The 24,180-nt window shown below is 47.8% G+C and carries 16 protein-coding genes; 9 read left to right on the plus strand and 7 right to left on the minus strand.

Annotation, left to right across the window (positions count from 1 at the left end):
- Positions 1–4: 4 nt before the first annotated feature.
- From pqqB to O1V65_RS19500, 3 genes are all read right to left on the minus strand, one after another.
- Positions 5–916: a pyrroloquinoline quinone biosynthesis protein PqqB gene (gene pqqB / locus O1V65_RS19490; protein ID WP_269129956.1), complete on the minus strand. Its 912-nt coding sequence runs from the start codon at positions 914–916 to the stop codon at positions 5–7.
- Positions 917–977: 61 nt separating this feature from the next.
- Positions 978–1,055, minus strand: a complete 78-nt coding sequence (gene pqqA / locus O1V65_RS19495) for a pyrroloquinoline quinone precursor peptide PqqA (RefSeq protein ID WP_038328232.1) — start codon at positions 1,053–1,055, stop codon at positions 978–980.
- Between the two features lie 187 nt (positions 1,056–1,242).
- Positions 1,243–2,289, minus strand: a complete 1,047-nt coding sequence (locus O1V65_RS19500) for a dipeptidase (protein WP_084913253.1) — start codon at positions 2,287–2,289, stop codon at positions 1,243–1,245.
- A gap of 232 nt (positions 2,290–2,521) precedes the next feature.
- Here O1V65_RS19500 and O1V65_RS19505 point away from each other — a divergent pair, with 232 nt between their 5' ends.
- From O1V65_RS19505 to ybiX, 3 genes are all read left to right on the plus strand, one after another.
- Positions 2,522–2,902, plus strand: coding sequence for a VOC family protein (locus tag O1V65_RS19505; RefSeq protein WP_017494090.1), 381 nt, complete (start codon positions 2,522–2,524; stop codon positions 2,900–2,902).
- 333 nt (positions 2,903–3,235) lie between these two features.
- On the plus strand, positions 3,236–5,521 hold the full coding sequence (locus O1V65_RS19510) for a catecholate siderophore receptor Fiu (protein ID WP_269129957.1): 2,286 nt from the start codon (positions 3,236–3,238) through the stop codon (positions 5,519–5,521).
- 58 nt (positions 5,522–5,579) lie between these two features.
- On the plus strand, positions 5,580–6,257 hold the full coding sequence (ybiX, locus tag O1V65_RS19515; protein WP_192504241.1) for a PKHD-type hydroxylase YbiX: 678 nt from the start codon (positions 5,580–5,582) through the stop codon (positions 6,255–6,257).
- 281 nt (positions 6,258–6,538) lie between these two features.
- On the opposite strand, the gene O1V65_RS19520 is transcribed toward ybiX, so the two are convergent.
- Positions 6,539–7,264, minus strand: coding sequence for a pirin family protein (locus tag O1V65_RS19520; RefSeq protein WP_017494087.1), 726 nt, complete (start codon positions 7,262–7,264; stop codon positions 6,539–6,541).
- A 154-nt stretch (positions 7,265–7,418) separates the two neighbouring features.
- On the opposite strand from O1V65_RS19520, the gene O1V65_RS19525 reads away from it, so the two are divergent.
- The 4 genes from O1V65_RS19525 (at position 7,419) to O1V65_RS19540 (ending at position 17,734) form a co-directional block, all read left to right on the plus strand.
- Positions 7,419–8,297: a LysR family transcriptional regulator gene (locus tag O1V65_RS19525; protein ID WP_026110819.1), complete on the plus strand. Its 879-nt coding sequence runs from the start codon at positions 7,419–7,421 to the stop codon at positions 8,295–8,297.
- A 151-nt stretch (positions 8,298–8,448) separates the two neighbouring features.
- Complete coding sequence (locus O1V65_RS19530; RefSeq protein WP_269129958.1) at positions 8,449–11,262, plus strand: dermonecrotic toxin domain-containing protein; 2,814 nt, start codon at positions 8,449–8,451, stop codon at positions 11,260–11,262.
- Positions 11,263–11,674: 412 nt separating this feature from the next.
- On the plus strand, positions 11,675–14,557 hold the full coding sequence (locus tag O1V65_RS19535) for a dermonecrotic toxin domain-containing protein (RefSeq protein ID WP_269129959.1): 2,883 nt from the start codon (positions 11,675–11,677) through the stop codon (positions 14,555–14,557).
- A gap of 306 nt (positions 14,558–14,863) precedes the next feature.
- Positions 14,864–17,734 (plus strand): dermonecrotic toxin domain-containing protein, encoded by a 2,871-nt coding sequence (locus O1V65_RS19540; RefSeq protein WP_227969007.1) that lies wholly within the window; start codon positions 14,864–14,866, stop codon positions 17,732–17,734.
- Between the two features lie 54 nt (positions 17,735–17,788).
- On the opposite strand, the gene gorA is transcribed toward O1V65_RS19540, so the two are convergent.
- Positions 17,789–19,141: a glutathione-disulfide reductase gene (gorA, locus tag O1V65_RS19545; protein ID WP_165429916.1), complete on the minus strand. Its 1,353-nt coding sequence runs from the start codon at positions 19,139–19,141 to the stop codon at positions 17,789–17,791.
- Between the two features lie 171 nt (positions 19,142–19,312).
- Positions 19,313–20,155 carry a 23S rRNA (adenine(2030)-N(6))-methyltransferase RlmJ gene (locus O1V65_RS19550; protein ID WP_017492766.1) on the minus strand — a complete coding sequence of 281 codons (843 nt, stop codon included), beginning with the start codon at positions 20,153–20,155 and terminating at the stop codon, positions 19,313–19,315.
- A gap of 210 nt (positions 20,156–20,365) precedes the next feature.
- On the opposite strand from O1V65_RS19550, the gene prlC reads away from it, so the two are divergent.
- Both prlC and rsmJ read left to right on the plus strand, forming a co-directional pair.
- Positions 20,366–22,453, plus strand: coding sequence for an oligopeptidase A (gene prlC / locus O1V65_RS19555; RefSeq protein ID WP_017492767.1), 2,088 nt, complete (start codon positions 20,366–20,368; stop codon positions 22,451–22,453).
- 9 nt (positions 22,454–22,462) lie between these two features.
- Positions 22,463–23,209: a 16S rRNA (guanine(1516)-N(2))-methyltransferase RsmJ gene (rsmJ, locus tag O1V65_RS19560; RefSeq protein ID WP_227953622.1), complete on the plus strand. Its 747-nt coding sequence runs from the start codon at positions 22,463–22,465 to the stop codon at positions 23,207–23,209.
- On the opposite strand, the gene O1V65_RS19565 is transcribed toward rsmJ, so the two are convergent.
- Positions 23,172–24,017 (minus strand): MerR family transcriptional regulator, encoded by an 846-nt coding sequence (locus O1V65_RS19565; RefSeq protein WP_017492769.1) that lies wholly within the window; start codon positions 24,015–24,017, stop codon positions 23,172–23,174. The two genes, rsmJ and O1V65_RS19565, sit on opposite strands and share 38 nt — an antisense overlap.
- Positions 24,018–24,180: the final 163 nt, after the last annotated feature.

The raw sequence follows: 24,180 nt of genomic DNA on the forward strand, positions 1-24,180 counted from the left end.
TTTCCTAAAGCTCGATACGCATGCCGTCCCAGCTGACCTCAATGCCTTGCTCGGTCAGCGCATTGTGCTCGGCGGAGGACTCATCGAGGATTGGGTTGGTGTTATTGATATGAATAAGGATTTTACGCTCGGCGGGCAGCGAGGAGAGCAGGTCCATCAGACCTTGTTTCTCGGCCAGCGCCAGGTGACCCATGTCTTTGCCGGTGTTGCGGCCCACGCCGGTATTGGCCAGCTCGTTGTCGCGCCACAGCGTGCCGTCGATAAGCAGGCAGTCGGCCTTCTTGAGCCAACCCATCAGCGCGTCGTCTGGTTCTCCCAGACCGGGTGCATACATCAACGTTTTTCCGGTGCGGGTATCTTCAATAAATAGCGCGATATTATGGCCCGGCAGCGGCTTTCCGCGGTATTCAGAATACGGCGGTGCATTGCTTAGCAACGGAATAGCGGTAAATTTCAGCGCCGGACACACCGCAGTGGAGAAGGGCTGGTCGGGGTCAATCGCGTGGTGCACCAGTCCGCCGTTCCAATGGGACAGCATGGTAAATACCGGGAAACCGGTGGTCAGGTCCTGATGGACCTCAGGCGTGCACCATACCTGATGCGGACAGCCTTCACGCAGATTCAGCAAACCTGCGCTGTGGTCAATCTGGCTATCCGTAAGAATTATTGAGCCAATAGCCGTACCGCGCAGCACACCGTGTTTAATCAGGTCTGGCGTGGCGGCAATCTGATGGCAGACGTCAGGAGAGGCGTTACAAAGCACCCAATCAATACCGTCATCACTGATAGCAATCGAGGATTGCGTACGTGCCGAGGTTTTCATGGTGCCGTTGCGTACGCCCTGACAGTTGTTGCAGTTGCAGTTCCACTGTGGGAAGCCACCGCCCGCAGCGGAACCAAGAACGTTAATCAGCATGTGTAGACCAGGAAAAGAAGAAAAAAAGAAAATGCCCGCAGCGAACTGCGGGCAAGAGGGATTAGCGGTTAGAGATGTACAGCGTAACTTCTAAGCCCAGACGCAGATCTACAAATTTAGGTTTAGTCCAAGTGGTCATGGTCAACTCCTCGTGGTGTTGCAGGTTAAAAAAACATCATGCCAGTATTAATTCCGGCAGATGAAGTGCTCGTTGTCAAATATTAGAAAATTTGGCGCCGCAGATGTTCCTCCTAAGCTTATGTGATATCAACCACACAAACTGTATGGGGAAGGCTCTGAAAGCGCCCTATAAAGCCGAAAAGAGGTTATTTACCCCAAGTTTGCTTTAATACTTTTAACCAGTTGCGACAGGCTAGTTTCTCAATTAGTGCATTACTGTAACCTGCATGTTTCATGGCTTGTAACAGTAATGGCAGACCTTTAACATCACCTAACGCTTCAGGAACACTGATACCGTCAAAGTCTGAACCCAGACCCACTCGGTCTTCTCCGAGTTTTTCCAGCAGATACTCAATGTGTTGTACGATACGGTCGATTGGCGTGTCGGCGTCGCGTTTGCCGTCCGCTCGCAGGAAGGCGTTGCCAAAATTGACGCCAACAAAACCGTCACTTTCAGCGATCGCGGCCAGCTGTTTGTCGGTCAGATTGCGTGGTTGAGCGCAAAGGGCATGTGCGTTGGAGTGTGTGGCAACCAGCGGGGCATCGCTGAATCGCGCTGTCTGCCAGAACGCCTTCTCATTCATATGCGAGACGTCAATCAGGATTCTTTTCCGATTGCAGGCGCGCAGCAGACCGAGACCGGCCAGCGTCAGGCCGTCACCGCTGTCTGGGGATCCGGGGAAATCGCCGGTCACGCCGACGCCAAACTGATTCGGTAGATTCCATAACGGACCGATACTGCGCAAACCCGCCTGATAAAATTCGTCCAGATTGCCGAGTGAAACGTCAATTGCCTCGGCCCCTTCGATGTGCAGCACCATCGCCAACACGCCCTGTTCGATGCAGCTTTCAATTTCGCCCGCGGTACGACAAATCTTCGCCTGACCGTTAGATTGACGCTCAATACGCTGTAGCAGACTGATTTGCTGATGCGTTATTGCCAGCGGATCGTGGGGTTGCTGCGCCGCATGCGGTTTCAGCTTCGGCATGTAGGAGGCTGGCGGAATGAATACCGCGAACAGGCCACCGGCAAATCCGCCCTGACGACTCCGCGGCAGATCGAGATGACCCTCTGGCGAACCGTTTAAAAAGGTTGAAACGGGATCGGATGCCTCGTTCAGCCAAAGGCGCAGCAAAAGGTCATTATGACCGTCAAAAACAGGCTGAAGCGGGAAGTGCGTATTAAGGGTCATTGAAGTAATCAGCGTGAGAAGTTAGCGATGGTTTGTTGATCAAAAAACATTGAACAAATGATACCCCATTCTGCCCACCGATACCCCGATAAAAAATGCTGCATAGTGAGTATGGTCAGTGTTTCTGGCTATGAAAAAAGGATGAAGGAAGATTTTAGGGCGATACTGGTTTACACCTAAAGAGGCTAACTGATTTAAATACAAGGATTACAAACAGTGAGGATCCCCTGGCATGAAAATTGAAAATCTGGATCATCTGGTACTGACCGTGGCAGATATCGATAGCACTATCGCGTTTTACCATCAGATATTGGGTTTTGAAGTCGTGACCTTCAAAGGTTCTCGTCAGGCGCTAACCTTTGGTCGGCAAAAAATAAATCTTCATCAGCGCGGAAAAGAGTTTGAGCCTAAAGCACAGGCTCCGACACCAGGATCGGCAGACCTGTGCTTTATCAGCGCAACGCCCTTGGATGAGGTAATAGCAGAGCTGATTGCTCATGAGGTCGTGATTGAAGAAGGGCCGGTCGAACGCACCGGCGCCCAGGGGGCAATCCTTTCGGTTTACATCCGCGACCCTGATTTTAATCTGATAGAAATCTCAAATCTTATCTAATCTCTTTTCCAGCAAAGCTGGCCGATAAACCCAGCTTTCTACCCTGCCACAGCCCTCATCAGGGAACTCTCAGAGTAATTTAAGACAAAAGATGTACGTAATGTAAGCATTCCGTAATGCAGTGTATTCTTTTTGTCTGTTTTTCGTGATAAAAATAAGAACATAAATGATAACTATTATCTTTATCATTTATAGCGTCTAAGCCAGCTAGGGCAACCCGCTGTTTTCCTGAGGGTGTTTATTCAGGCGGCGGGTTCCTGCATGGGTGTCTCAGCAGACATCGATGCGCTGGGTAACTAATAACTTTTAAAACGAAGAAATATAAATAAGAAAATGGAAAAGCACCTCACCTTGCCGTTTACCAGCTTCAACTCACTCACGTTATTCACCGGTTTATGTTTGGGTATTTCAGCTCCTGCTTACGCTCAGGCTGCTGATAATGCAGAAAAAAAACAGGATGACACGCTGGTCATTGAAGCTCAGGCACCTTCTCTTTACGCTCCAGGGCAGTCCGCAGATCCAAAATTCACCCGACCGCTGGTGGATACCACGCGCACCATCACGGTTATTCCTAAACAAGTTCTGAACGATCAGGGGGTTAATAACCTGACCGATGCCTTGAAAAACGTGCCGGGAGTCGGGGCTTTCTACGCGGGTGAAAACGGCAGTTCATCAACCGGTGACGCGGTGTATATGCGCGGCGTCGATACCTCTAACAGTATCTACGTTGACGGAATTCGCGACATCGGCAGCGTCTCGCGCGATACCTTTAACACCGAGCAGGTTGAGGTCATCAAAGGGCCGTCGGGTACCGACTATGGCCGCAGTGCGCCAACGGGCTCTATCAACATGATAAGCAAACAGCCGCGCATGGATAACGGCCTCGATGCGTCTGTCAGCGTGGGAAGCGCCTGGTTCCGCCGCAGCACGCTGGATTACAATCAGATGCTCAACGACACGACGGCATTCCGCCTGAACCTGATGGGCGAGAAAACGCATGACGCAAGCCGTGACAAGGTGCAGAACGAACGTTACGGCATTGCGCCTTCTCTGGCTTTTGGTCTGGGAACCTCCAACCGTCTTTACCTGAATTATCTGCATGTTACCCAGCACAACACGCCAGACGGCGGTGTGCCGACTATCGGATTACCAGGTTATTCGGCTCCGTCGGCGGCGACTTCGGCGCTGAATTCCTCGGGCAAGGTCAACACGCATAATTTCTACGGCACTAATTCCGATTACGACGATTCAACCACCGATACCGTCACGATGCGTTTCGAGCATGACCTTTCGGAAAACACCACTATCCGCAACACCACTCGCTGGTCGCAGATCAAGCAGGACTATCTGCTTAGCGCATTTATGGCGGCGGATTCCAATATCACCCGTCCTAACAGCGACGTTGGCAGCTGGTCGCTCGGCCGTGTGGCGAATACCAAAGACGTCAGCAACAAGATTCTGACCAACCAGACCAATATCACCTCTAAGTTCCAGACCGGTTCTATCGGTCACGACGTCAGCGCCGGGGTTGAATTTACCCGCGAGCAGCAGACCAACTACGGCGTTAATGCGCTGACGCTGCCAGCGGCCAATATTTATCATCCTAATAGCGATATCAGCATCGGTGGCCTGACGCACAATGGTGCGAATGCCAATGGCACCACCGATACCGCCGGGATTTATGCTTTTGATACCCTGCAGATTACCCGTACATTTGAAATTAACGGCGGCGTTCGTCTCGACAGCTATCACACCTCCTACGACAGCGCGACTGCCTGCGGCTCAACGGGGCGCGGTGCGTTGGCCTGCCCTGCCGGGGTGCCAAAAAATACGCCGATTACGACCGTGAATACCAATAAGTCGGGCAACCTGGTTAACTGGAAGGTCGGTGCACTTTATCATCTGACCGAAAATGGCAACCTTTACGCCAACTATGCAATTTCTCAGCAGCCTCCGGGTGGCAGCACCTTCGCGCTGGCCGCCAGCGGGACGGGCAACAGCGCCAACCGCACCGATTTCAAACCTCAAAAGGCTAAAACCACTGAAATTGGCACCAAGTGGGAAGTGATGGATAAACGTCTGCTGCTTTCCGCCGCCGTGTTCCGTACTGATATTGAAAACGACGTTGAAGCTAACGACGACGGTACCTATTCGCAATATGGCACCAAGCGCGTAGAGGGCTACGAGCTGTCGGCGAGCGGCAATATTACAACGGACTGGCAGGTGATAGCGGGTTACACCCAGCAGCATGCCTCGGTTCGCCAGGGGGCTATCGAGACCGCGGAAGGCTCGTCGTCTCTGCCTTACACGCCTAAACATGCGTTTACCCTGTGGAACCAATATCAGGTCAGCGATGACTGGTCCGTTGGCGGCGGCGCACGCTATGTTGGCGGCTTAAGCCGTGGCACCGATGGTGCGGTGGGGACACCTTCTTATACCGAAGGTTACTGGGTCGCTGATGCGAAGGCCGGCTATCGCGTGAACCGCAACCTTGATATTCAGCTCAACGTTTATAACATCTTCAACAAAGACTACGTTGCATCGATCAACAAGAGCGGATATCGCTACCATCCGGGCGAAGAAAGAACGTTCTTGTTAACTGCGAGCGTGCATTTCTAAGCTGTTTTAAAAAGAACGTGGGGCCCTGTGCCCCACGATTTCCTGTGAGATGACAATCATGATGTATCGTATTCCCGCAGTATTAAACGCTGACGAGCTTGCTGCCTTTTCCCGCGAGCTAGAGCGCGCACCCTGGATTGACGGGCGTGCCACCGTCGGCAGTCAGGGTGCTCAAGTGAAGAATAATCAACAGATTGATACACGAAGCGAGATTTATCAGGTGCTACAGGCTGCGGTTCTCAAGGCGTTGCAAAACAGTCCGCTGTTCTTTGCCGCCGCTCTTCCGCGCAGTATCTCTGCGCCACTGTTTAACCGCTATCAGCAGAATGAAACTTACGGTTTTCACGTTGACGGTGCGGTGCGTAACAACGGTGAAGCGGGTTGGATGCGTACTGACCTCTCCGCCACACTTTTTCTTTGCGAACCAGAAAGTTATAAAGGAGGCGAACTGGTCGTTAATGACACCTACGGACAACACTCGGTCAAATTGCCAGCGGGTGATTTAATTCTTTACCCTTCCAGCAGCCTGCATTGCGTCACGCCTGTGACACAGGGGACGCGAGTGGCGTCATTTATGTGGGTACAGTCGATGATTCGCGATGATAAAAAGCGTGGCATGCTGTTCGAACTCGACGGCAATATCCAGAAGCTGAAAGCGCGCCACGGCGAAAGTGAAGAGGTACTGTCGCTGCTGAATCTGTATCACAACCTGTTGCGTGAATGGTCGGAGATTTGATCAGTAATAGAGATCTTGCTAATAAGGCTCGTTGAGGATTTGTATCGTGTTCGATGATGTTTTTTTAAAATCTGCACGGTATTGAGACTGGTCGATACCGGTCATAAAATTATCCAAATCGGTGTAAGCAAATCGAAGCGATTTATTGTGAGCCCATTTGGGTAATGCTTTAACAGAGTAATAGAAAACGATGAATCCCCGATCTTTTCCAGTGAGTTTGGGAAATAAAAAAGGCCGAGGATAAATCCTCAGCCTTAAATGCTATTAATTTTAATTATGAATTAACGGTTTGGGTGGTTAACTTCTACCGGGCGCAGGTCAAACAACAGGACTTCGGCTTTATCACCGTCGGTGAACGTCAGAGACGTTTCATTACGTACGCGGGCGCCGTCGCCTGCCTTAAACTCGATACCATTTACCTTCACGCTGCCGCGAGCAACGTGGATATACGCGTAGCGGTTCTCGGCAAGAGTCACGGTATCCTGCTCGTTACCGTCGAAAAGCCCGGCGTATATTTTAATATCCTGACGCACGCTTAAAGCCTTGTCATCACCGGTCGGCGATATTATCAGTCGGAGCTTGCCGCGTTTGTCCTCTTCAGCAACAGAGACCTGCTGATAACCTGGTTTGGTCCCATTTTCTGCCGGCACAATCCAGATTTGCAAAAAATGCACGCCGTCAGTCGTCGAGTTATTAAACTCGCTGTGCGTTACGCCTGAACCTGCGCTCATTAGCTGCACATCGCCTGGAACAATCACCGAGCCGGTACCCATCGAGTCTTTATGTGCCAGTTCACCTTCCAGAACGTAGGAAATGATCTCCATGTTGCTGTGCGGGTGTGCCCCAAAGCCGCGGGACGCTGCCACACGATCGTCGTTAATTACCAGCAGGTCAGAGAAACCAACCTGTTTAGGGTCATAATAGCCGGCGAATGAAAAAGTATGACGAGATTTCAACCAGCCGTGGTCACCAAGGCCGCGTTGTTCAGACAGTCTTTGCTCAATCATAATGTGCTCCTGAATTATGGGGATGAAAGGCGTTTGCCCTTCCGATATAAATAGATTAAACGTAAACTGATTTGTGTAATAGATGGCCTGAATGACAAACACTGTCACTTTTTAGTTGACGATAATGGGCAACGTTCACTTTGAGACTCACAGCATGCAGATTGAAGATCTTCGCATTTTTATTACCGTAATAAAGGCTGGCAATTTCACGGCGGCAGCGGAGCAGTTGTTACTGTCTAAGCAGTATGTGAGTCGGCGGATGGCGGCACTCGAAGCTTCTCTCGGCGTCAGATTGTTGATTCGTAATACGCGCAAGTTATCGGTGACAGAGTCTGGGCAGGTTTTTTCGCAACATGCACAGAAAATTTTGGATGATATTCAGGAAGCCGAGCAGGCCGTGTCAGAACGTCGGCTGGAACTACAAGGCTCCTTTCGTATCAGCATTCCGATGTCATTTGGCATGAGTTTTCTCTCCCCGCTGATTGCCGAATTCTTGCGACAGCATCCTTCGGTGCAATTTCAGGTGGAGCTGGGCGACCGCTACGTCGATGTGATTGGCGAAGGTTTTGATATCGCTATCCGTATTGGTTCACTCGCAGACTCGACGCTGATTGCCCGTCGCTTAAGCGTACTAAACAGGGTGATTTGCGGTAGCCCGGATTATCTTCAACGCGCAGGTACGCCTAGGGTCCCGGAAGATCTTTTGCGGCATGCTTGCCTTCGCTATGGCCGTGAAGGTCAGAACGGCTGGGAGCTGACGCAAGACGGCAAGCGCAAACTGCTCGACGTACAGGGTCCTATAGTCAGTAATAATGGCGAAATATTGAAAGACGCAGCCGTGGCTGGGCTGGGACTGGTGCTTTTGCCAGAATTTATTATTGAATCCGCATTAAATAATGGAATGCTGGTGACGGTCCTGGAGGATTTTAATCCTGAACCATTAACGCTGAGTGCGGTTTATCCGCAGCATCGCCAGCGCAGTGAGGTCAATAAGGCATTTTTAGATTTTCTTCAACAGCGATTGATTTCATAATTTTAAGCTTAAATCGCTCCTTTTATAATGATTAGTATATTCAATATTTCATCAAGTATATTATGAAATATCACTTTGTTAAATTTGATAATTTTTTATTTTATTACATTTAGCTTTAGAATATCTAACTCAACATAAGTAAGGATTGCATATGTTAAGCGCAGCTCTTCTCGAGGAAAGTAATAGAGTTATTAATAGAGCGGAAAGGGAAATTGTTAATCCCTTTAATTTTCGGAAAGTTAATGTCTATAATAGCGGAAAGAATATCTCCTCTGATAAGAAAATCATAAATTTTAAAGATGAATTGTATCTGGCTAATCAATGCCCGCGTATTATTCCCGGTGAGGGTACCCTCCCACCCATGCCTGATCTCGAGCTGGTGCCTTCAGCCAAAGCGACGGCAATGATTGCAGCCGTTCAGTTGCTGACTCAAACCTTGGGCTGCGTCGATGTGAGCAAGAAACCGACTTCCCAAGCCCATACAAGCCCGACTCACCCCTCCCCAGCAGGCTCAACTTCAACATATAGCGATTCCCTCAGCCAGATCTTGGATCATGGAAAAAGATGGGGCAGTCGGCTCGACAATAATATAGATTCAGTGATGCAAAAAATATGGCCATGGAGTGTGGCCAATGCCCACCCGGTCATTCAACTTGATCCCGATGATGAAAGGATGACGGTCAGCCGGCACAGTGAACCCCATCCAACGCAAAGCCTTTTAGACGAAGCACAAAATTTATCCCAGGCGAGAAACCGAAAGGCTTATCTTAATACTGTTAATAAAATAAAAGAAAACTACCCTAAGCTATATGAACTTGCCTCGAATTATATCAAGGCAAGCCTCTCAAAAAATCAGCAATATCGTTCTCTGAATATCGACCCTGATAAGACATGGTTTAACCGATTTGAACGTTCTTCAAGTTCATCAGAGAGTTATACAGGATGGGAGCACCATAATCATCCCAAAGAATCTACGACGTTAACCCAGATGTTATTAAATAACTTTGGTGCAGAAGACAGGCTCAATGCTGATGCCCTGAGTGGTAACTCTGGAATATATAATCAGGGTGCTGAGGCTAATTATTTTGGCGCTGTTAATGAAGTAAAAATCTTGCCTAAGGACTTTCTAAACATTGTTGTAAAAAGTGATTTTAGTAAGAAATTCTTAAAAGAATTAAAGACTTTTTGGCTGATAAATATCAGCAGTTATAGAACGGTGATTAAAGGGAAATTTCTTAGTCTTATGGCAGATAAGTCGAATAATTTATCTGAGTTGGGTGAAGACTCCGTAATGATGGGCGTATTAGGGGATATAAGAAAACTTCCCTTTATGACTATGGATGAATTGGAGAAGAAAAACTCTAAAAGAACAGTTCTAAAAGTTTCTAGTTTTTCAATCTACGGATATCACGCTACAGATATTATTTTGATTCACGGCTTTAATGGGAGGATTATTTTATATAAACCCACCGAGGATGAGAGCTTTGTCGAATTCAATAATTCACAGGAGCTCAATAACTGGGTATTACAGCAGGTACGACATGACGGCAAGCGACAGAGTTTGCTGGAACATTTTTCGTTATACGATCGTCAGGATGGGCAAACTTATTCGGGTGTTTACACCGCCCTAAAGGGGCTGGCGAGTGGGGACTGGGCTGAAAGTTACATCAACTATAAATCGCTCGATATTAAAGGTGATGTCTTTACCTGGCTTGCAGCACGTGCGCAAGAACGCACTATCAAAGATGCCGAAACGCTGACTATAACCAATAATGAGGTGCTTAAAGACCAGCTGCTGATGAACCTCAAACCTGTACTTATTACCGCAGGGATTGGGACAATGATCCTTCCTGGCGTAGGTAGCTTGGTTCTTCTGGGGGCTGGTGCGGTTGAAATGGAAGTAGGTGTCAATATTAATATTTATGGCGATACCGAAGCAAAACGCTTCGCCGGATTAGCCGCTGCCATAGACGGTGGTATTAATGTTCTCTTTGGAACGATTGGGGTAGTTGAAACCGTTCCTGTAGCCAGCGTGCAAAATTCGCCCCCGATCAGTTGGTTTAATCGAGTTTTAAAAAGAACCGTTTTACATGGCAAAGGCCTCGCCGGGATTACGCGCTACAGCGTAAGAGATGCTCTAAAATTGACTGATACGTTATCTAAAATGGATCAAACTTTGCTTAAGGCTCGAGGGGCGCTGAGGACAGGTCGAGGTAAAGACATTGTTGCAGCATATTTAGGCTACGAAGAGGGCAGTTCAATCACCGATGCCGATATACAGTTCGTGCGAAGAAATATTGATTCTCTGATGACAGTACATGAAGCGATAGGGGATGAAAGCATCGTTGTTAAAGCGGTAAAAATATATGACCCTAAAAGGCAAGGGGTACATGCCTATTACGAGGATCATAAAAAAAGCATTTCTTTCGACGATAAATTTTTTGGAGGGTCCGATGATAATAGATTACATGTGTTACTTCATGAAGGGATGCACGCGACCGCACCTTATAGATTAGACGAGTTTAAAGCAGGGGTGCCAGATTATTTCTACACCTCTACTCACTTTAGTTCTCTACATCAATTACGTGATGATACCCTGGAAATATCCGCCGGAGCTGTAGGTTTAGATTTTCAACGTGAATACCATGCGGAACCGGTAGTGAACAATTTTATTGAAAAAATGGGTGCCAAAGGTAGAGGAGAAGCAAGACGTATTTTTAAGGAGAACAGTGAGCTCAGAAAAGAACTTCTACTAGTGAACCCAGATACTCAAGCAATGCTAATAATGGAGTTGGGCGATCAGGTTCCAGGTGAGAGAGCAATTGACGGAGCTTTTAAAACTCCAGATTCTGTTAAAAATTTCAGAGCCAAGGTGATTGAACAACAAAAACAAGAGGCGAAAGATGCTGAATATGGCCCTGTTGCATGGAAAAATAATAATGAGCAAGAATCACGTCTCCGTTAAGAAATTGGAGGTATGAAATTTAACACATGGTCATGAACTCTTCAGCACCGTAGGGTGAATAGCCACAGTGTTGTTGAGTTCCATATCTTTAAATCAATATTTTTGAGCTATTCTTTATAGTTATTATTCAGGTGCGTTGATATGTTAAATATCCCTACAGCTCTCGTTTTGTTTGAAATAAATCACCTTCTAAAAAATATTCAACAGAGTCGCGCTTCATGTAGTGAGGTTTTGAAATTTTAATTGAAATCAGAGTTTTTATATTTTCTACATAAAGGTAATTATCTATGCTCTCAGAGTAATATTAAAGCTCACGAAGGGTCATAATTGCATGAATAATAATATTTAAAATTCTTCAGTTTTTTACTTTTTTATAAAGGTCAATTTTAGGTTAACAACCAAAGGGATTGTTATGCATAATAAACTAGCAGATTATTCAACGAGGCATGATGTTATTTTTACACCTCCATATAAAATAATAAATCAGTGTGACTCTAAAGTAAGTAAAGTTAAAAATATAAGAAAAGTGATTACCTCTAATGAGCATAGGGCCGAAAAAAGAAATCTAGAAAGCGCCCAATGGCAACAGGCTTTATGCGCACCCCGCTGTACACCGGGGCAGGGACTGTTACCGCCTTTGCCAGACTTGTCTCCTAAAATGACGGTAAAAGGTCTTATTATTCTGGCTGCTGCTCAACTAAATGTGCCAAGTCTGCTCTCCGTCGCTTTTAATAACAGCCCGGTGCTATCATGGTCTCATTTTAAAAATAGCGTTGATCATGCCATAAATAGGGTAGTCAATAAAATGACTCTGTGGGACAGTGTTGATGCCAATGTGATACATAACCAGCCCTGGACCAACATCTTGGACGAGTTTCCTGTAAAAGTCCGCAGTCAGGGTGTCGGCAAAAATGCAATTAGTACTCATCAGGCAAGGTCCACTGCACGTGATATAGCCAATTATCTTAAGATAGTTGATGTACTCAAACACGAGTTTCCTGAATTATTTCCGACGGCCTCAGCATTCCTAAAACAATTGATTGAGGATAAACATGGCCTCATCCTCGATCCGGATAAAGTAATGTTTGTTCTCTTTGATCCCAAGTCAAACTCTACTTGGCCTTCAAGTACCAGCTTTACCGGTTATGAACACGTCGGGCCGCCACTGGCGATTAAGACTTTAACCGAACAGTTATTGTCTAACGCCGTCGTCCAGGACGGGCTTAATGATATTACTCTAAGGGGCAGAGCCGGCCTCTATAACCAAAGTACGCCTGGGGGCGAGTTTGGTAAGAATAATGAAGTCTGCCTGCTTCCTGAGGATTTCATAAAAACGGTAATAGAAAGTAATTTCTCGAAAATTTACACCCAAAAGCTCGAAAGTTTTTGGAACAAGTATTATTATATTTACCGAATTTATATTAAAGGTCTATTTATTACCCTACTCGGCCAGCAGTCTAATCAATTAAGCGATCCGGCGTTAAAGATGGTGATGTCTTTAACCCTCGGCCATATTACTAATATCACTCACATTACTATGGAACATTTGGAAAAGTCAGTGCCTCAGGTACATTTTGATGTTATTCCATTAAGCATTAATGGTTATAAATCGAGTGACGTATTTATCATAAGTGAGGCTGATGGGCTTAGAGGTCATAAAATGAATAACATGGTTGTCCTATATCGGCCGACGAACGAAAATTCATTTCAGGAGTTTGATAATCATCAAGAGTTGAAAGAATGGATAAAGGTTCAGGGGCGCGATCCTTATCTCCGCACTCGATTAGCAAGCCACTTTTCTCTCCGCGACCGTCAGGACAATATGATTAATCCTGGTGTCGATTCATCACTAATCAAGCTTGGCGCTGGCTCGCTTTCAGATGAACATATTAATAATAATCTTGATATGCATTATGGCGATCTCTTTACCTTGATGACTGCTAAAGTGATGGATCGCACAATATCGGATGCAGAGTTGTTAATAACTAGCAATCTGGAGATATTTAAGCAAAATTTAATGCGAATTTTGCCGATTGCGGCGATGGCGGCAGGGGTGGTTGCCCTAATTTTCCCACCCGCGGGGTCTCTCGCCCTAATAGGCATTGGTGCTCTTCAGATAGGGTTGGGGATTGACGAGGCATTTCACGGTGATGCTGAAAAGCTGCGTAGAGCGGGCGCTGCCGAGACTTTTTCAGGGGGGCTTAACATGGTGTTTGGCGCCTTTGGTCTGGGAACAATAAGAGCAGTAGCAGGGGGACTAGCAGGAGCGGGTGAAGTAGGAGGAACTGCCGTGAGAGAAAGTGTTGCGGAGATACAAGCACCGCTTATCGAGGCAGACATACTTGAGCCTCAAGCTGAGATCAATCCTGAGCCTTCATACCATGTTAAGACTGTCAATATTGGGGATCCCAATCCTGGTAATGTTTTAGCGGGGAAGGTTAATAGTAACATAGTGCCTTATAGTAATGTTATCCATCCCCCTGCAAACTATGAATTTGAACTCGTTGGTTTAACTGCTATCGAAAAAAACAGCATAATCCGTGCTGACTACATTCGTTACACTATGACTGACGTCGGCGAATGTTTAAACTTGGCGTCTAATAGACTCCATACGCTTGAGGGAAGAGAGATAGCTGCGCGCTATTTGGGGCTTGAAAAAGCTGCTGATATCAGTGCGGAAGATATGGCTAATTTGCATAAAAATATAATTGATATGAGGGGGGTGATTACCAGAAGCAGTCAAAATCCTAATTTTTTCATCACTGCGATACATAAAGTGGTCGATGATATTATAATCGTGGCATTTTATATTCCAATGATAGACTCAATATGTCTGACTCAATACTTCTTTAATGACGATCCGTTTCTTAGAATAAGAACATTAATGCATGAAATAGTCCATGCGGGTGTTAAAGAAGGAGCGGAATGCACGCCGGATTATTTTTACATAAAAGCAATGACGTCTGACGGTGACTGGTTAATGAAATATCGTGATGAGATGTTATACGTCTCTCAGGCAAAACTTGAAAGCAGTTATTTTAGTGATGATGGATTTTATCTGCTAAAAGACAATTTCAAGCAAAAAATGGGAGGGAATAATTGGGACGAGGCGGTAAATAATTTCCGTGTTAATCAAGATCTACGTAAAGCATTATTATTAAAAAATCCTGATACTCAGACGATGATGGTGATGGAATTATCTGGAACTATACCTGAGGCGAAGGGGCTTGATGGGAAAATGAAGCTTCCCTGGGAGAATGGCGGCCGGCCAATGTTCTCACGCCGACGTCGTTAACACCAGACTTCGTTAACCCAAAGACGGTGTCCATCGACTCAATATCGATAGATATTATAATTAACGCATAGCCACGATGTTGTTAGAGTAGTCATCTCTTTATCCTTTATCAATAAATTTGAGCTCATATTTATAGTTATTTTATTTCTAATTTATATGTTAATAAGTCCCACGGACTTTTTTGTTTTAATTTAATGAGATTTTTAATTAATAACTATTTAATAAAGTGACATTTCTCTGAGTGATGTCTTTAGGTTTTAAATGGAAATTAGAATTTTAATATTTTCTACATAATGGGAACTATCAATGCTCATAGAAGAATTAACATCTACGAAAGGTCATGATTTACTGGTTAATCACAGCAATGATAAATCGCCGAGTGGTAAATTATTATTTAAAGAGATTGGTAATAATCAGAAAAAAATCACATCCGTGAGTGACTGGACAAGTTATTGCCGCAATAAATATAAATTTCAGGAAATGGTACAAGGTTCAAATTTTCTACCAGGGCGAGGATTATTGCCTCGCGAGCCGAATCTTTTCCCTGTTCTAACAGGTGCCGCGCTAACGATACAGGCAGCTGCACAGTTACTGACCTACGATATTAACATCAGGGCAGCGCCGCTGAACGCTAGCCCACATGATGCTCTGGGAGGCCCGGTCGTTCAAAGCCCGCGAAACTCTGCTGCAAGGTATGCACAGAATATCATCACTCACATTGACGGTGCTTTTTCCTCACTTGTTAATGGTATGCTTCCCTGGGATCAAAGTGATGCATTACCTGTTCCACTTTCAATGATTTTATCTACCCAGCCTAAATTAACCAACACCTTTATGGTGCCAGAACCGATTAATATCACGATGACTGAAGATCAGGGAGTAGAAATCAATAATACGACTGAGCCGTCAGGCTTAGTTGAAGACAGGCGAAAATATATTGAGGCAGTCTTTCAGATAAAAAATGAATATCCAGAATTGACTTCATTAGCTTCTGCTTATTTAAGAAAAGCTATCAGGGAGAAATATGCTTTAGAGATTGATCCTGATACAACATATTTTAACCGATTTAATTATGGATCAACTTCCTCTAAAACATTCACCGGCTGGGAACATACCACCCGTCCCGTTGAGTCAAAATCGCTGACCGAGCGGCTGCTGGAAAATTTTGGCGCTGAGGATCAAATAAATTCCGACGCACTAAGTGCTAACTCAGGAATTTATACTGAAGGAGCACGGGCTGAACAATTTGGCAAAAATAATGAAGTCCGTTTACTGCCCAAAGACTTTTTAGATTTAGTGATCGAAAGTAATTTTAGCTATAAATTTCTGCAACAGCTTAAAAACTTCTGGAGAAAAAACCGCATAAGCTTTCGCACCGTCAGTAAAGGACTTTTCATTACCCTGTTAGGTCAAAACTCAGGGCTGTTGTCAGAGGCTAGTTTGAAATTGGTGACAAGGACTGTATTGGGTGATATTGCAAGCTTGCCCGATATGTCTATAAAGGAGTTAGAACGTGAAGTCAGGAACCAATACGCCGGAAGTATCTCTACTTTTGATATTTATGGTTATCCAGCCACTGATATTTATCTGATCCACGGCAATGGCGGTAAAATTGTTTTGTACCAGGCTTCGGGAACACAGAGTTTTGTTGAGTTTGAAAGCACTAAAGAACTGATAGATTGGGTATTAGTGCAGGCAAGGGACCCCATTAAGTGCGAGGAACTTGCCAACCACTTCTCTTTATACGACCGCCAAGAGGGGCATTATTATCCTGGCGTTGACTCTACTTTGCAGGCACTGGCGAAAGGTAAGTTGGATACAAAATATTTAAATTATCACCAGAAAGTATTTAAAGGTGATCTTTTCACTGAAATGATGCATAAGTCCGAAAGTAGAACCCTCAGTGATGCACATATTCTTACTACAACCAACGGCGAAGTATTTAAAGAGAAAGTATTGATGAATCTTCGGGCTGCTGCAAATATGGCAGGCGTGGTCACCGTCGTGCTTCCGGCAATAGGCAGTCTCAGCCTATTGGGGATTGGCATTATACAAACTGGACTGGGAATTAATGATTCGATTTATGGTGATACGGAAAGAAGAAGAAAGTTAGGTTTGAGTAATGTTATTGATGGAGGAGTTAATACGTTATTTGGATTAATGGGCGCAAACATAAAAACACCCGCTGAAGAATTTAGCGCTGCCGATAATGAAATCGATGAACTTCCAACCTATGAGGCCGATGAAATATATAAACCCGGTCCCAGCCAGGCTGATGACACTTTACAGCGCGGTACCTTCATTAATCGTTTATTCAAAGAGACGGTTGTGCGTCAACGTGGTTTAAACGCCATTAAAGCCGATAATTTATCGCGAGGATGGATGACAACGGTCACTTTTAATAATATGGAAGAGGCGCTACAGATAGCAGAGGTCGCGATCGATACGCCACAGGGCCGTGAAATAGCCGCAAGATATTTAGGTTATGACGATATTAATAAATTGGCGGAGGCTGATATTCAAGAAATTAAGATGAATATTCAAGCGCTTAAGGTTACCCATAAATTTTTGGTCAAAACTGATAAAAGTATTAAGACGGTGTCTATTTTCGGACCCAGGGGCGGTATCGTCAATGCCTATTATAATGAGCAGAAAAATGTCATCGCTTTTACTGACCGTTTTTTTTCACTCCCGCGTTTAAGCCGGTTGCGCGTATTGTTGCATGAGTGCATGCATGCTTCAGTTAAGGAAGGGGGTAAATCAGTACCAGACTATTTCTATTTAAGAAACTGGAACGTGCCTGAAGAAATTACCGCCCAGCGTAATGAGCAACTTCAGATTTCACGTGGAAATATTGGTATTGACTATTTTATAGGAAAAGATGGCCATATGTTAAGAGAAGATTTTATGAAAAAAATGGGCACGAAAAGTATGATTGTTGCGGGTATCAGGTTTCATGAAAATGGTGCACTAAAAAGGTCTTTACTGTTGAAAAATCCGGATACTCAAGCAATTATGATCATGGAATTAGCAAGCTTGATCCCTGAAACGACTAATATAGATGATTCAATGCGTTTACCCTGGGAGCATAATAATAGTCCAGATGAGACGCATCTCTGGCAGCATAGCGATAATCATCCTGGAGTAAAAGAGTTCCTGGCCAATAATGGCGCATAAACGGGGTCCATCGGCTCAACGCCGATGGACGTTACGATCAATGTAATAAAGCAATTAACGCATAGTCACGAATTCTTCAGCACCGGTAGGGTGAATAGCCACGGTGTTGTCAAAGTCTTTTTTGGTCGCGCCCATTTTCAGTGCTACCGCGAAGCCCTGTAGGATTTCGTCCATGCCGTAGCCAATACCGTGAATACCGACAATTTTCTCTTCTTTACCGACGCAAACCAGCTTCATACGGCAAGGTTGGCGGTGCTGAGTCACTGCGGTATACATTGCTGTGAAAGAAGATTTATAAACTTTAACGTTATCTTTGCCGTATTTCTCTTCCGCTTCTGGCTCGCTCAGGCCAACAGTACCGATTGGTGGATGGCTAAAGACCACAGTTGGGATCAGGCTATAGTCGAGATGCTCTTCCGGCTTATTGTTAAACAGGCGCTCTGACAGGCGACGACCCGCGGCTACCGCAACCGGCGTCAGCTCAACCGCACCGGTATTATCACCCACCGCGTAAATGCCTTTGACGTTAGTATTTTGGTACTTATCGACTTCGATGTAGCCTTTGGCGTTGGTTTTCACACCGGTGGCTTTCAGGTTGAAGTTGTCAGTTTCTGGCTCACGGCCGATGGCCCATACCAGGCTGTCGACTTCGAACTCTTTGCCGTTTTCCAGTTTCAGGGTCAGGCTGCCGTTGGCATTTTTGACCACTTCTTTTGGAATTGACTCAGTATGCAGCGCCGGACCTTCGGTGTTCATTACCTCAACCAGCGTTTCAACGATTAGTGGGTCAAAGGTGCGCAGCGGAGCGTGTTTACGTACGAACAGGTGGGTTTCAGCACCGAGGCCGTTCATCACGCCGGCGATTTCCACTGCGATGTAACCGGCACCGACTACAGCAACGCGCTTCGGCATTTCCAACAGATCAAAGAAGCCGTCTGAGTCGATACCGTATTCAGCACCGGGAATATCAGGGTGGCTAGGGCGGCCACCGGTGGCGATCAGGATGTGATCGGCGGTGATCGTCTCGCCGTTGACTTCAACGGTATGAGCATCGACGAAGCGAGCGAAGCCGTGAATAACGTCAACCTTGTTCTTACCCAGTACGTTGTCGTATGAGGTATGAATACGGTCGATGTAGGCGGTACGGTTAGCGACCAGTGTCTTCCAGTTAAAGCCGTTAATCTGGGTGTCGAAACCATAATCAGGACCGTAGTTACGAATGGCTTCAGAAATCTGTGCCGCGTGCCACATGACTTTCTTTGGAACACAGCCGACGTTGACGCAGGTGCCGCCGAGTGCTTTTGCTTCGATAATGGCACATTTTTGTCCATACATGGCCGCGCGGTTGATTGATGCGATACCGCCACTGCCGCCGCCAATTGCCAGATAGTCATAATGTTTGGTCATCGAATTTTCCATAAGTTAAGAATGAGAAGAAAGCCGGGAAGCGGTTGTTCCCAAAATCTAATGGCATAGAGTTTAACGCCTGAATCGGCTTTGTCGCAAAGATTGCAACGATGGCTGTAATAGCTTAGCTGAATGAAAGCCGGAGAGAAGCCCCGGCTTTGCAGGAAAAAGTTACTCTGGAACGACCCATTTAACCAGCTGATGCCCGTTGCCGTTTGGCACCAGCACCTCAAGCAACCAAGGCAGGACCTTGTTCATCTGCTGCTCCAGCTTCCAGGGTGGGTTAATCACAATCATGCCGGAAGCGGTCATACCGCGCTGATCGCTGTCAGGGCGCACGCCCAGCTCGATTTGCAGAATACGACGAATGCCGGTCGCTTCGAGTTCGCGCAGCATACGTTTGATCTGTTGACGCATGACCACCGGATACCAAATAGCGTAAGTACCGGTCGCGAAACGCTTATAGCCCTCCTGAATGCCTTTAACCACGTCCTGATAATCGGTTTTTAGCTCGTACGGGGGGTCCATCAGGATCAGGCCGCGACGGGACGGCGGTGGCAGCTGGGCTTTCAGCTGCTGATAGCCGTCGGCACGCAGGACGCGGGCGCGGTCGTCTTTCTGGAACTCGTTGCGCAGCAGCGGAAAGTCGCTCGGGTGCAGCTCGGTCATGTGCAGTTTGTCGTCTTCACGCAGCAAGTGGCGGGCAATCAGCGGCGAACCGGGGTAATAGCGCAGGTTCTCATTGCGGTTAAAGTAGTTAATCGCCGACATATAGGCCGCCATCTCTTGAGGCACGTCATCACGCTGCCAGAGGCGGGCAATGCCTTCAAGATATTCACCGGTGCGTTCTGCATGTTCCCCGCTCAGCTGGTAGCGTCCGGCACCGGCGTGGGTATCGAGATAAAGAAAAGGTTTATCTTTTTCTTTAAGAGACTCGATGATCAGGCTCTGAACGGTGTGTTTCAGAACGTCGGCATGGTTGCCTGCATGAAAACTGTGGCGATAACTCAACATAGTATTTTTACATTTTCCTAATAATTTATGGCGACAGTATAAACTTTTAGCGCCGAGTTATCCGCAGAAATAAGAAAGTGGCACAGGATACGCTGCCGATGCCTCCAGGCTTAGCAAGTCCAGCACCGTCTGCCCTTGATTTTGAACGCCGTTGTCCTCATGTTAGTTTTTACGACTTATCGATGATGTCTCTTAAATCAGGACTGCCCTATGACCCAAACTACGCAAAACGATTCGTTAGCTAAAAACCCGCTCTTGGAACAGTTCGATCTCCCGCCATTTTCCGCCATCCGTCCGGAGCATATTGTTCCTGCCGTGAAGGCTGCCATTGACGCATGCCGCGCCGCTATCGAGCAGGTTGTCGCACAGTCTGGCCCTTATACCTATGAATCGCTGTGTCAGCCGATTGCTGAAAGCGAAGACAAATTCAGCCGTATCTGGTCGCCCGTTGGGCACCTGAATTCGGTCAAAAACAGCGCCGAACTTCGCGCCGCCTATGAGCAATGCTTGCCTATTCTGTCTGAGTTTTCGACCTGGGCCGGCCAACATGAAGGACTGTATAAGGCCTATCGCGACCTGAAAGAGGGCGATAATTTTGCCACTCTGACGCTCGAGCAGAAAAAGGCGGTGGATAACGCGCTGCGCGACTTCGAGCTGTCGGGCATTGGCCTGTCTGCCGAGAAGCAGAAACGCTACGGTGAAATCACCTCTCGTCTGTCCGAGCTTGGCTCGACCTACAGCAATAATGTGCTCGACGCCACGATGGGCTGGAGCAAGCTGATTACTGACGTCGAGGCGCTAAGCGGTCTGCCAGAGAGTGCGCTGGCGGCTTCTAAGGCGCTGGCTGAGGCCAAAGAACAGCAAGGCTGGCTGCTGACGCTGGACGCGCCGAGCTATCTGCCGGTGATGACCTACGCCGACAACGCCGAGCTGCGCGAGGAGATGTACCGTGCCTATGCCACCCGCGCGTCGGACCAAGGCCCCAACGCAGGTAAGTGGGACAACAGCGAAGTGATGGCCGAAGAATTGGCGCTGCGCCACGAACTGGCCGAACTGCTTGGCTTTGACTCCTATGCCGATATGTCTCTGGCAACCAAAATGGCGGAAAACCCGCAGCAGGTTATTGGTTTCTTGAATGATTTAGCCAAACGCGCTCGTCCACAGGGTGAGGCTGAACTGGCTCAGCTGCGTGCATTCGCCAAGGCCAACTATGGCGTCGACGAAATGAACGCCTGGGACCTGCCTTACTACGCAGAAAAACAGAAGCAGCACCTGTTCTCCATCAACGACGAGCAGCTGCGCCCTTACTTCCCTGAAAACCGTGCACTGTCGGGCCTGTTCGAAGTCGTCAAACGCATCTACGGCATCACCGCCAAAGAGCGCAAAGACGTCGATACCTGGCACAAAGACGTGCGTTTCTTCGACCTGTTTGACGACAGCGGCGAACTGCGCGGCAGCTTCTATCTTGATCTCTACGCGCGTGAACACAAGCGTGGCGGTGCGTGGATGAACGACTACGTCGGTAGCCTGCGTCGCAGCAACGGTAAATTGCAGCATCCGGTGGCTTACCTGACCTGTAACTTTACCCGTCCAGTCGGTGACAAACCTGCGCTGTTCACTCACAACGAAGTGACCACGCTTTTCCACGAGTTTGGCCACGGTCTGCACCATATGTTGACCAAGGTCGAGACCTCAGGCGTTGCGGGAATCAGCGGTGTGCCATGGGATGCCGTCGAGCTGCCGAGCCAGTTTATGGAAAACTGGTGCTGGGAGCCTGACGCACTGGCGTTTATCTCTGGTCACTACGAAACCCATGAGCCACTGCCGCAGGAAATGCTTGAGAAAATGCTGGCCGCGAAAAACTATCAGGCGGCGCTGTTTATCCTGCGCCAGCTGGAGTTCGGCCTGTTTGACTTCCGTATGCACGCTGAGTATGACCCAGCCAAAGGTGCACGGATCCTCGAAACCCTTGCCGAGATCAAAAAGCAGGTCGCCGTGGTGCCTTCGCCGAGCTGGGGCCGTTTCCCGCACGCGTTTAGCCACATCTTTGCCGGGGGTTATGCGGCAGGTTATTACAGCTATCTGTGGGCAGAAGTGTTGTCTGCCGATGCCTACTCACGCTTCGAAGAGGAAGGGATTTTCAACCGCGAAACCGGTCAGTCCTTCCTGGACAATATCCTGACGCGCGGCGGATCCGAAGAACCTATGGAGTTGTTTAAACGCTTCCGTGGTCGTGAACCGCAGCTGGATGCTATGCTTCGTCATTATGATATTAAAGAGCAGAGCCTCGAAGGATAACAACCTCCCGTGAGTGTGTTTTTAGCATGTGAAGAAGGCGCCGATGCAGGCGCCTTATCTATTCTGGCCGAGCGCTGGAAGCTGGTTTCCGATCCAGATGCCCTGATGGCGCTGGTACTGACCCCTGAAAGACTGGAATTGCGTAAGCGTGACGAACCGAAGCTGGGTGCCATCTTTGTCGATTTTGTCGGCGGAACCCTGGGGCATCGTCGTCGATTTGGCGGCGGACGCGGTGAAGCTGTGGCCAAGGCGGTAGGGATTAAGGGCAGTTATCTGCCTGACGTCGTCGATGCAACGGCAGGGCTGGGCCGAGACGCCTTTGTGCTGGCGGCGCTCGGTTGTCGGGTAAGAATGATTGAACGCAATCCGGTGGTGGCTGCGTTGCTTGACGACGGATTGTCGCGCGGTTACCGCGATGCGGAAATCGGTTCCTGGCTGCAGGAGCGCATGACGTTGCTGCATGGCTCAAGCCTGACGGCGCTCAGCGAAATCACACCTCGCCCGCAGGTGGTTTATCTCGACCCGATGTACCCCCATCGACAGAAGAGTGCACTGGTGAAAAAAGAGATGCGGGTCTTCCAGGGGCTGGTCGGTGCGGATGACGATGCAGACGGCCTGCTCGAACCTGCGCGCCGTCTGGCGACCAAACGAATAGTGGTAAAACGCCCCGACTATGCCCCGCCAATGGCCGATACGCCTGCTCAGGCGGCGGTGACCACTAAGAGCCACCGTTTTGATATTTACACGCCGCTTTAAGCAGCGTTGCCTTGCCGAGCAGCATCACCGGCAGGCCCTGCGTTAACCACGAATCAAACACGGCCTGCTGGCGACTGTCCAGCGGCGTGTCTGACCAAATGAGATAATGCTCCATCGGCGAGGCCGCCAAGTCTGGCTCTTCAACCTCGCAGTGGACTATCTCGACGTTAAGCCCCTCGCCGCACAGCCTCAGTGACTCCAGCCACAGCTCGAGCGGATCGTCGATTTGCATCGGCAGCAACAGTACCTGCGGACGCGCCCTGTGACGCAGCGTACGCATAAGGTAGGTGGCATATTCAATTATGATGCTGTCCAGCAGCCCTTTTTGCTGTATCGGCAGTCTCTGTCTGCTGGTGGAAAGAAAGGCGCGAATAGGGCGAAGCACCCGGTTAACCAGGCAATCGAGTGGATATTCTCGCCCAAATTGCCAAATCAAACGACGTAGCTTGAGTAACTCACCCTCGCCGAGGGCGTTTAAGATCTCTGCCTGTAGAGCGTGCCAGCTGCTGTGAGGTGCTGGACCGATATTCTCGGCTATCCGCTTTGGCTCTGACGCGCTAAGGTGCGGGCGGATCTGCGCGATCGGAATACCGTCCGTGACTTTTCGCAAGATCGTATGTAGCTGAGTAAGATCGCTCTCGCTGTACCAGCGGCTCCCTTTGGCATCGCGCTGTGGGTGAATAAGCCCATAACGTTGCCAGGTGCGTAGCGTTATGGGCAATACACCGCAAAGCTGGGCTGTAGTTTCAATACTGTAATGGCGGGCTAACGGACGCGGCGTATTTGGGTGAGATGAGTGCATTTCCATAGGGCAACAAATTCCATTTGTTCGCTAATGACTGACTAGCTATAAGTGAAAAAAATGGCTTTGTATAGTGGGATGCAAGTTGATCTAAATTTAATGAAGCGAAATTTGAGCTGTGTCATTTATTGATGAAAACAAGGAGAGCGGGAGATGCAACATCACACCC

Origin of the sequence: Rouxiella badensis, from assembly GCF_026967515.2 — a bacterium.
Lineage (GTDB): Bacteria > Pseudomonadota > Gammaproteobacteria > Enterobacterales > Enterobacteriaceae > Rouxiella > Rouxiella badensis.